Origin of the sequence: Hymenobacter profundi (genome assembly GCF_019334315.1) — a bacterium.
Classification (GTDB): Bacteria; Bacteroidota; Bacteroidia; order Cytophagales; family Hymenobacteraceae; genus Hymenobacter; species Hymenobacter profundi.
This window is the reverse complement of the sequence record NZ_JAHWGL010000025.1, coordinates 39492-50110: the sequence shown is the minus strand read 5'-3', so window position 1 is coordinate 50110 and position 10619 is coordinate 39492. Positions and strand designations below refer to the sequence as shown.

Annotated in this window: 6 protein-coding genes; all 6 read left to right on the top strand. The window is 58.7% G+C overall.

Features of this window, described 5'->3' with window-relative positions; genetic code table 11:
• The first annotated feature begins 246 nt into the window (after positions 1-246).
• The 6 genes from KYK14_RS08590 to KYK14_RS08565 all read left to right on the top strand — a co-directional run bounded on the left by KYK14_RS08590 (position 247) and on the right by KYK14_RS08565 (position 10600).
• A complete protein-coding gene (locus KYK14_RS08590) occupies positions 247-2133 on the top strand; it encodes a beta-galactosidase (RefSeq protein ID WP_219158482.1) in 1887 nt (628 codons plus the stop codon).
• Between the two features lie 150 nt (positions 2134-2283).
• Positions 2284-4671: a glycoside hydrolase family 3 N-terminal domain-containing protein gene (locus KYK14_RS08585; protein WP_219158480.1), complete on the top strand. Its 2388-nt coding sequence runs from the start codon at positions 2284-2286 to the stop codon at positions 4669-4671.
• Positions 4672-4810: 139 nt separating this feature from the next.
• Complete coding sequence (locus KYK14_RS08580; protein ID WP_219158478.1) at positions 4811-5848, top strand: sialidase family protein; 1038 nt, start codon at positions 4811-4813, stop codon at positions 5846-5848.
• 319 nt (positions 5849-6167) lie between these two features.
• A complete protein-coding gene (locus KYK14_RS08575; protein WP_219158477.1) occupies positions 6168-7418 on the top strand; it encodes an ROK family protein in 1251 nt (416 codons plus the stop codon).
• Positions 7419-7528: 110 nt separating this feature from the next.
• Positions 7529-9448 carry a glucosamine-6-phosphate deaminase gene (gene nagB, locus KYK14_RS08570; protein WP_219158476.1) on the top strand — a complete coding sequence of 640 codons (1920 nt, stop codon included), beginning with the start codon at positions 7529-7531 and terminating at the stop codon, positions 9446-9448.
• Between the two features lie 264 nt (positions 9449-9712).
• On the top strand, positions 9713-10600 hold the full coding sequence (locus KYK14_RS08565; RefSeq protein WP_219158474.1) for an ROK family protein: 888 nt from the start codon (positions 9713-9715) through the stop codon (positions 10598-10600).
• Positions 10601-10619: the final 19 nt, after the last annotated feature.

The window sequence follows — 10619 nt, the reverse complement described above, 5'->3', positions numbered from 1 at the left end:
GCGCCTACCCCGCGTTGGCGTTTGCTTACGCGGCGGAGTAAACAACGATTCACCCCACCCCCCGGCCCCCTCCCCTCCGGGAGAGGGGGAGCCTTTACCGGAGCTGTTAGCTGGCTACTAGCCGATAGCTCGGTTCTAGGAAAAGCTAACAGCCAACAGCTACTAGCTAACAGCTAAATCATCAGGCTCCCCCTCTCCCAGAGGGGAGGGGGCCGGGGGGTGGGGTCCCACACTAGAACAATCGCCATGACCATCCTCACCCGCTCCTTGCTCGCCCTGCTGCTGCTTGCCAGCCTACCTACCCAGGCGCAGAAGAAACACACGTTTGTTATCAAAGACGGGCAGTTTCTCTACGACGGCAAGCCTACCCAGATTCACTCCGGGGAGATGCACTACGCCCGCGTGCCGCAGCCGTACTGGCGGCACCGGTTGAAGATGATGAAGGCGCTGGGCCTCAATACGGTAGCCACCTACGTATTTTGGAATTACCACAACACCGCGCCGGGCGTGTGGGACTTCAAAACGGGCAACCACAACGTGGCGCAGTTCGTGAAAACGGCGCAGGAAGAGGGGTTGTTTGTGATACTGCGGCCGGGGCCGTATGCTTGCGCCGAGTGGGAGTTTGGGGGCTATCCGTGGTGGTTGCAGAAAAACAAAGATTTGGTGATTCGGGCCAACAACCAGCCGTTTCTGGACTCCTGCAAGGTCTATATCAACAAGCTGGCCGGGCAGGTGAAGGACTTGCAAGTGAGCAAGGGCGGCCCCATCATTATGACGCAAGTGGAAAATGAGTTTGGCTCTTATGTGGACCAGCGTAAGGATATTCCGCTGGAAGAGCACCGCAAGTACAACGCTGCCATCAAGCAGCAACTTACCGAAGCGGGCTTTGAGGGGCCGTTTTTCACCTCCGATGCGGCGGGGCTGTTTGAGGGTGGCGCCACGCCGGGCGCCCTACCCACCGCCAACGGCGAGGGTAACGTAGAGGTGCTGAAAACGGCCGTGAACCAGTACCACGGCGGCCAGGGTCCCTATATGGTGGCCGAGTACTACCCCGGCTGGCTCGACCACTGGGGCGAGCCGTTTGTGCGCGTGCCCACCGAGCAAGTGACCCAGCAGGTGGAAACCTATCTGAAAAACGGCATCAATTTCAACTTCTACATGGTGCACGGCGGCACCAACTTTGGCTTCACCGCGGGCGCCAACTACAGCAAGGAGCACGACATTCAGCCCGACATCACCAGCTACGACTACGACGCGCTGATTAGTGAGCCGGGCTGGGCCACGCTCAAGTACACGGCCGTGCGGGCCCTGATGCAGAAATACGTGAAGTACGCCGTGCCGGCCGTGCCCGCTCAACTTCCCGTGGTGACGATACCCGACATCATTCTGGAAAAATCAGTGGATGTGTTTGATCTGAAAAACGACATTCAGCCGGTGAGGAGCATCCAGCCGCTGTCGTTTGAGGAATTGAACCAGGGGTCTGGCTACGTGCTGTATAGCCGGCGGTTTGGGCCGGCGTCGCAGGGCCAGCTGGCGGTACCGGGCCTGCGCGATTACGCCACGGTGTACGTGAACGGCCAGCTGGTAGGGGAGCTGAACCGCCAGGACAACCGCTACACGCTACCCGTGCAAATTCCCGCCAACGGAACTTTGGAGTTGCTGGTCGAAAACATGGGCCGCATTAACTACGGGGCCGAAATCGTGCACAACATCAAAGGTATCATTGAGCCCGTAACCCTCGATGGCTCGGTCCTCATTGGCGACTGGCAGATGTACAAAATGCCCTTCGACAAGGTGCCCGACCTGACCCGCTACATCTCCAAAAACAAGGAAGGACGCCCTGCCCTCTACACGGCTAGCTTCGACGTGATGCAGCCCGGCGACACGTTTCTGGACATGCGCGACTGGGGCAAGGGCATTGTCTTCGTGAACGGCCATAACCTGGGCCGCTACTGGAAAATTGGCCCCCAGCAAACGCTCTACGTGCCCGGCTGCTGGCTGACGAAAGGCAAGAACGAAGTAGTGGTGTTCGAGCAGCAAAACAAGAAGCTGCAACAAGCCCTGAAAACCGTTGACAAGCCGATTCTGGACGAATTGCTGTCCGCGAAACCAGCAAAAACTTCCACTCCATAGCGAATGCCCGACATAGGTTTCGGGGGCTGTAGAGACGCATAGTTGCGTCTCGTCATTGAACGTCCACCGCCTGAATTATTCAACGACGAGACGCAACTATGCGTCTCTACAACGACCCGGCAGAATATTTCTTCTTACTTCTACCCTAACATGCTAAAACCTCTTCTCTTTAGCCTTAGCCTACTCAGCATAACCCCAGCAGTTGCGCAAAAACCGCTCTACAAAGACCGCAACGCCGCCACCGAAGCGCGGGTGAAAGACCTACTGGGACGCATGACGACGGAGGAGAAGGTAGGCCAGCTGGGCACGCTGCTGGGCTGGGAGATGTACGAGAAAAACGGCCAGCGCGTGGGCACCAGCGCCGCCTACCGCAAGGCCATAGACGAGCGCCACATTGGTGCCCTGTGGGCCACTCTGCGCGCCGACCCCTGGACCCAGAAAACCTTGAAAACAGGCCTGAACCCAGCCCTGGCCGCCGAGGCCACCAACGCCCTGCAAAAGTACGCCGTGGAGCACACCCGGCTGGGTATTCCGCTGCTGCTGGCTGAGGAATGCCCGCATGGCCACATGGCCATTGGTACCACTGTGTTTCCTACCTCCATCGGGCAAAGCAGCACCTGGGACCCAACCCTGATTCGGCAGATGGCGGCGGCCATTGCCACCGAGGCGCGGGCGCAGGGTGCCCACATTGGTTATGGTCCGGTGCTGGACCTGGCGCGGGAGCCGCGCTGGTCGCGGGTGGAGGAAACCTATGGCGAAGACCCCGTGCTCAACGGCCAGATGGGCGTGGCCATGGTACAGGGCTTTCAGGGCGATAATCTGAAAAGCGGCGCCAACATTGTGTCTACGCTCAAGCACTTCACAGCCTACGGCGTGCCCGAGGGCGGCCACAACGGCGGCAGCATCAGCACCGGGCAGCGCGAGCTGTACCAGAGTTTCCTGCCCCCGTTTCGGGCGGCGGTGGGGGCGGGGGCGTTGTCGGTGATGGCGGCCTACAACTCCATCGACGGCGTGCCGTGTTCGGCCAATGAGTGGTTACTGACCGATTTGCTGCGCCAGCGCTGGGGCTTTCAAGGCTTCGTGGTGTCGGATTTGAATAGCGTGGTGGGGGTGATGAGCAACCACCACGTGGCGGCCACGCCCGCCGCTGCCACCGCCCTGGCCCTCAACGCTGGCCTAGACAGCGACCTAAGCAGCTACGGCTACGACAAGGCCCTGCGCGCGGCCATCGACCAAAAGCTGGTGAGCCCCGAGGTGCTGGACCGGGCCGTGGGCCGGGTGTTGCGCCTCAAATTTGACATGGGCCTGTTCGAGAATCCGTACGTCGATGCCAAGAAGGCGGCCCGGCAGGTGAAGACGGCGGCGCACGTGGCGCTGGCCCGGCAAGTAGCCCGCGAGTCGGTAGTACTGCTGAAGAATGAGAACAACGCCCTACCCCTGTCGAAGTCGTTGCAGCGCATTGCCGTTATCGGCCCCAATGCTGATAACATCTACAACCAACTGGGCGACTATACCGCGCCCCAGCCCGACGAAAACATTGTGACGGTGCTGGAAGGCATCAAGGCCAAAGTAGGCAAGGGCACGCAGGTCACCTACGTGAAGGGCTGCGCCATCCGGGACACCACCACGGCCGACATTGCGGCGGCGGTAGCAGCGGCCAAGCAGGCGCAAGTAGCAGTAGTGGTACTGGGTGGCTCCAGCGCCCGCGACTTCAAAACTGAGTACCAGAGCACCGGCGCCGCCACCGTCACGGCGGCCAAGGGCAACCAGCCCATCAGCGACATGGAAAGCGGCGAGGGCTACGACCGCGCTACCCTCGATTTGCTGGGTAAGCAGCTGGAGTTGGTGCAGGCCGTAGCGGCTACCGGTACGCCGGTAGTGGTGGTGCTCATCAAGGGTAGGCCATTGAAAATGAATTGGTTGGCCGAACACGTGCCGGCTATGGTGGATGCGTGGTACCCCGGCCAGGAAGGCGGCAACGCCATTGCCGACGTGCTGTTCGGTGACTACAACCCCGCCGGTCGCCTACCCATCTCGGTGCCGAAAAGCGTGGGTCAGCTGCCAGTGTACTACAACTTCAAAAGCCCCAACAAGCACGATTACGTGGAAATGGATGCAAAGCCGCTCTACAGCTTCGGGCACGGCCTGAGCTACAGCACATTTGCGTATTCTGGCTTGCAGGTGAGCCCCACGGAAAGCAACGGCGCCGTGCGCGTACAAGTGCGCTGCACTGTACAAAACACCAGCGCCCGCCCTGGCGACGAAGTGGTACAGCTCTACCTCAATGATAAAATAAGCTCCACCGTAACGCCTGCCAAGCAGCTCAAGAAGTTCCAACGCATCACCCTGAAAGCCGGGGAGCAGCGGGAAGTGACATTCGAGCTAACTGCCGAAGACCTGAAGCTGCTCAACCCAAAGATGGAATGGGTAGTGGAGCCTGGCGCCTTCACCGCAATGGTAGGGGCTTCGTCGGAGGATATCCGATTGAAGGCTGATTTTGAAGTGAAGCAGCCTATTAGGCTGTCGGCGGCGCAGTAAGGTTCTTGTTGTTGCTTTTTGAACGTCAGCAAGTAGAACGTCATTCCGAGCGGAGCGAGGAATCTCGTGTGCTGATGTGAGATAGTACTGTCATGCTTCGACTCCGCTCAGCATGACGTTCAATGGCTGCTTCTACTCTATGAAACTTCCTCTTCTACTCGCCGCCATTTTCCTGCCCTTGTCCGTTTCGGCTCAATCCAATTGGGTGAAGCTGAAGGAAGAGGTGCTGTTCCCGAATCCACCGTTTCGGCAGTGCCACGCTTCCACGTTGGTAGAGGTAGGGAATGGCCGCCTGTTGGTGGCGTGCTTCGGTGGCTCAGGTGAGGGGCAGAAGGACGTGGCTATCTGGCTGGCTTCCATCGACAAACAAGGTCAGGTGTCGAAACCGGAAAGTGTGGCGACGGGGGTTGTAAACGACACGCTGCGCTACCCAACCTGGAATCCGGTGCTGTTCAAGGAGCGCGGCGGCAAGGTATTCTTATTCTATAAGGTAGGCCCCAACCCACGGGAATGGTGGGGCATGGTGAAAACCTCCACCGATGAGGGTAGGACATGGTCTGAGGCGCGCCGCTTGCCGCCGGGCATATTGGGGCCCATCAAGAACAAGCCAATTCAGCTCGCTAATGGCACTATTCTGTCGCCATCGAGTGTGGAGGAAACCACGGAACGCTGGAAAGTACACCTCGAAAAATCGACCGATCACGGGCAAACGTGGCAACGAATTCCCGTGGATACGGCCTCGGCATTCGATGTCATCCAGCCCAGCATTCTGCACTATCCAGGCAGTCGGTTACAGATGCTGTGCCGGAGCAAACAGGGTAGCGTGGTACAAGCTTGGTCGACGGACGGTGGTACTACCTGGGGTAAGCTGTCGAAAACCACGCTGCTCAATCCCAACTCCGGTACCGACGCCGTGACCTTACGCGACGGCTCCCAGCTCATCGTCTACAACCCCGATGTGCCCGGCAAAGACTGGTTCAACGGCCGCGGCAAGCTCCGCGTGGCCCAGTCGCGCGACGGCCAGACGTGGCACGACGTGGCCGTGCTCGAAAATGGCGAGCAAGAGGAATACAGCTACCCCGCCATCATCCAGACCCGCGACGGCCGCGTGCACATCACCTACACCTACGACCGCAAAAACATCAAGCATGTGGTGTTGCAGGGAGGCGGGAAGTAGGTAGCAGCGTTGAAGTAGTAGAATGTCATGCCGAGCTTGTCGAAGCATCTCTACGGTTTCAATAAAACGTCATTTCGACCAACGGAAGAAATCTCGCGTGCTGATGTCTGATTAAGGCGAGCATGGCGGAGTTGAGGTATCTCTACTGAAAGGAAGCACCATCAAGCGAAATTTCCCCCATTGACCAAAATGGCATCCTCTACAGTTCTACTATTCTTTACCTATATAAGATAATCTTTTGTTAAAATTTTAGAAAAGTGCTTTGACTTGTTGAAAAAAGTGGGCTTCTTGAGACATCATTCAGAGAAAACCCGCTGCCATGAGTTCATTATTAGCCTTGGAGGATACGTTTCTGGCCGGGCTGAATAATGTCGAACGGCGGAAATACGTGCAGAAGATAAAGATTGTCAAGCACTTGTATGTAAAGGGCGCCAAGACAAACGCCGATATCTGCGGCCGTTTTCAGATTAGCGCCCCTACCTCCACGGCCATGCTGAACGAGCTGATTGCCGAGGGCTTGGTGGAGAAACAGGGGAGGGGCAAATCCATCGGCGGCCGCAAGCCAGAGTTGTATGGATTGAAGGATAAGTCGCTGTTTGTCTTGAGTATCCACATGGAGAAGTACAAGGCGCGCCTAGCTATTTTCGATAACAACAACAGCCCTGTAACCGGCATGCAGACCTTCCCGATTGAAGTGACGCAGGATTTGCAGGCCGTAGACCAGGTACACGAGCAGGCCATGCGGCTGATTGAAGTGTCGGGCATCGACCCACAGAAGCTGATTGGGGTAGGCATTAATATGCCGGGCCTGGTGGCGTCCAAGGAAGGAAACAACCACACCTACCTGCGTGTGCCTGGCGGCGCGGAGTCGTTGCAGCAACTGCTAGAGCACAAGTTCGGCAAGCCCGTGTACATCCAAAACGACGTGAAAAGCGCCACCCTGGCCGAGTACCGCTTCGGACTAGCCCATGGTCGCCGCGACGTGCTGGTGCTATCCATGGACTGGGGCGTGGGCCTAGGCATGATCCTAGACGGCAAGCTGCGCAGCGGCGCCTCGGGCTTTGCCGGCGAGTTCGGGCACATTCCGCTGGTGGAAGATGGCCGCCTGTGCCACTGCGGCAAGCGCGGCTGCCTGGAAACCGTGGCCTCGGGCAGCGCCCTGGTGCGCAATGCCCAGGAAGGCATCCGGGCTGGCGAGAACACCCTGCTGCAAGCCCTGTCGGAGCCTGAGATTGAACAGTTGGAGGTGGAGCAGGTCATCCGCGCCGCCCACGACGGCGACCAGTTTGCCATCAACATTCTGGCCGAGGTAGGGCTGAATCTGGGCAAAGGCATTGCCATCCTGATTCAGCTATTCAACCCCGAGCTGATTATTCTGGGCGGCGAAATTGCGCAGGCCAAGCCCTTTGTGCTGCCTGCCATTCAGCAGGCCATTACCATCTACTGCATGAAGCAGCTGCGCGAAAATACCCGCATTGTGGTGTCGGAGCTGGGCCGCGACGCCATGATTCTGGGCTCCGTAGCTACGGTGATGGAGAACGTATTTGAGACGCCCCTAGACCTGACCTAAGCTCGACTGCCTACCTACTTTTTACTACCGCTTTCTTTCAAGATTTCCCCGCTCCGTCCCGCAAACCTCAACCGCCTAACAACCCTTTTACCCCCTCACCTACACCGCTTATGGCACGATTAAACCTACTCGAAGAAACTCGTTTTGAGAAGCTGCCGGTAACCGTTTACCCCGATAAGCAGACTGCCTCCGTGAAGGTGGCCGAGCGCATTGCGCGCCTGATCCAGCGCAAGCAGGAAGCCGGCGAACAGGCGGTACTGGGCCTAGCCACCGGCGCTACCCCGGTGGGCGTGTACGAGGAGCTGGTGCGCCTGCACCAGGAGGAGGGCCTAAGCTTCCAGAACGTGGTGACGTTCAACCTAGACGAGTACTACCCGATGTTGCCCGATGCGCCGCAGAGCTACGTCACGTTCATGAACGAAAACCTGTTCGACCATATCGACATCAAGCGGGAGAACATTCACATTCCCGACGGCACCCTGGCGCCGGAAGAGGTAGCAGCGTTTTGCTTGAACTACGAGCGGCAGATTGAGGAAGTAGGCGGGTTGGATTTGCAAATTCTAGGTATTGGCCGGACGGGCCACGTGGGCTTCAACGAGCCGGGCTCGGCGCCCAACTCGGGCACGCGCCTGGTAACCCTGGACGATCTTACGCGCCGCGACGCCTCCCGCGACTTCGGCGGCAAGGAAAACGTGCCCACCAAGGCCATTACCATGGGCATCGGCACCATCTTCAAAGCCCGCGAAATTGTGCTGATGGCCTGGAGCGGCAAGAAAGCGCCCATCATCAAGAAAGCGGTGGAAGGCGAGGTATCGGGCGAGGTGCCGGCTACCTACCTGCAACTGGCCGACAACGTGGAGTTTGTGCTGGATGCCGACGCCGCTTCGGAGCTGACGCGCTTTGATACGCCCTGGCTGGTGAAGGACTGCGTGTGGGACGAAATGCTGATCAAGAAGGCTGTGATTTGGCTGTCGAATACCCTGTGCAAGCCCATTTTGAAGCTCACGGAGGAAGACTACAACAACAATGGCATGGCCCAGTTGGCTACCGAGCGCGGCCCGGCCTACAACATCAACATTCAGATTTTCAACAAGCTCCAGCACACCATCACGGGGTGGCCCGGTGGCAAGCCCGGCGCCGACGACTCGCAGCGCCCCGAGCGCGCCCTGCCGGCCAAAAAGCGCGTTATCGTGTTCTCGCCCCACCCCGATGACGACGTGATTTCGATGGGTGGCACCTTTATTCGCCTCATCGACCAGGGCCACGACGTGCACGTGGCCTACCAGACCTCGGGCAATACGGCGGTGTGGGACGACGACGTGCTGCGCTACATGGAGTTTGCCATTGACCTGGAAAACAGCCTGGGCCGCGACAGCAGCGAGCTGCAAACGGTGTATGACAACATGCGCGAGTTTATCGAGCAGAAGCAACCCAACCAGGTAGACACGCAGGAAATCCGGAACGTGAAGAGCTACATTCGGAAGAGTGAAGCCATTGCGGGCGCCCGTTATGCCGGCCTACCCGACAGCCACATTCACTTCCAGGCCCTACCGTTCTACGAGTCGGGCAAAACCTCGAAGTACCCCGTAACGGACGCCGATATTGAGCTGACGATGGAGCTCCTGCAAGAGGTGAAGCCCCAGCAGGTGTTCGTGGCCGGCGACTTTGCCGACCCCAACGGCACGCACATCGTGTGCTTCAACATTATTGCTGAGTCGTTGCGCCGCCTGAAGCAGACCGAGGAATGGGTGCAGGACTGCTGGGTGTGGATGTACCGTGGCGCGTGGCACGAGTTTAAGCCCTACGAAATTGAAATGGCCGTGCCGCTGTCGCCGTTGGAGGTGATTCGCAAGCGCAACGCTATCTTCAAGCACCAAAGCCAGAAGGACACGCCTGTGTTCCCCGGCGACGACTCCCGCGAGTTCTGGGTGCGCGCCGAGCAGCGCAACCGTGAAACCGCCCTGCAATACGACAACCTGGGCCTGGCTGATTACGAAGCCATGGAGGCCTTCGTGCGCTGGCATTTCTAGGATAGGATAGTTTTCCTACAGTCATCCTGCTTATCCGTCATTCCTACCTTCTCTGCCATCCTGAGCGGAGCGGAGGACCTCATGCCAGTTGAACGAGTCGTTGGTACGATGGTCGTTCTGACGTGAGAAGATCCTTCGCTCCGCTCAGGATGACAGAGAAGCTAGGGATGACAGATACGATAAATAGCGAAACCGTTCGCCATTCACTTTTCGCCACACGCATACAGCAGGCTGCTTTCGGGTAGGCACGCAGAAGCAAATAGAATGACCCAAACCAACTACATCGGCATTGACATCGGGGGCACCAAGGTGCACATCGGCGTGGTGCAGGATGGGCAAATTATAAACGAAGTTCGCTTCGAAACTTCGGCACAGGCGCCGCAGGAACAGATTCTGGGTGAACTGGTGCGGCATATTCAGCTGATGCTGGATACCGCCGACATGGCCGGTATTGGAATTGGTGTGCCAGGGCTGGTGGATGAGCAGCAGGGCGTGGTGCACAACGTGCAGAACATACCCTCGTGGCGGGAAGTACGGCTGAAGGAACACCTGTCCGGGCACTTCGCGCAGCCCGTGTACATGACCAACGACGCCAACGCCTTTGCCGTGGGCGAGAAAATCTTCGGCCAGGGCCAGCCCTACGCCAATCTGGTGGGCATTACGCTGGGTACGGGGCTCGGTGCGGGCATCATCATCAACCACGACCTCCACGCGGGCGTGCTTTCCAGCGCCGGTGAGTTCGGCTGCATTCCCTACCTCGACAAGACCGTGGAGGACTATTGCAGCGGCAAATTCTTCGCGCAGCAGTATCAGCAGGAGGGGGGCGCCCTGCACGCCCTGGCCCGTACCGGCGACGCCCGCGCCCTAGAAGCGCTGGCCAGCTACGGCCGCCACCTGGGCAATGTCATCAAGATGATCCTGCACACGCTGGCGCCGGAAGCCATTTTCCTGGGCGGGTCGGTGAGCCACTGCTACGAGTTTTTCCGGGAGGCTATGGAAGCCAGCATCCGCGAGTTTCCCTTCCGTCTGGTAACCGACCGCTTGGTGGTAGCGCCCTCCGAACTGCGCAATGCGGCCGTGCTGGGCGCGGCCGCGCTGTGCAAAATGAAGCAGGAACTCAGCCCCGCTACTCCCCAAACATTGCCCCTCTAACTGCCTATTTCAGCCTCCT

Coding starts and splice junctions, on each gene's coding strand:
- KYK14_RS08565 (WP_219158474.1), top strand. CDS start 9,713: ATGACCCAAACCAACTACATCGGCATTGACATCGGGGGCACCAAGGTG.
- KYK14_RS08590 (WP_219158482.1), top strand. CDS start 247: ATGACCATCCTCACCCGCTCCTTGCTCGCCCTGCTGCTGCTTGCCAGC.
- KYK14_RS08585 (WP_219158480.1), top strand. CDS start 2,284: ATGCTAAAACCTCTTCTCTTTAGCCTTAGCCTACTCAGCATAACCCCA.
- KYK14_RS08575 (WP_219158477.1), top strand. CDS start 6,168: ATGAGTTCATTATTAGCCTTGGAGGATACGTTTCTGGCCGGGCTGAAT.
- nagB (WP_219158476.1), top strand. CDS start 7,529: ATGGCACGATTAAACCTACTCGAAGAAACTCGTTTTGAGAAGCTGCCG.
- KYK14_RS08580 (WP_219158478.1), top strand. CDS start 4,811: ATGAAACTTCCTCTTCTACTCGCCGCCATTTTCCTGCCCTTGTCCGTT.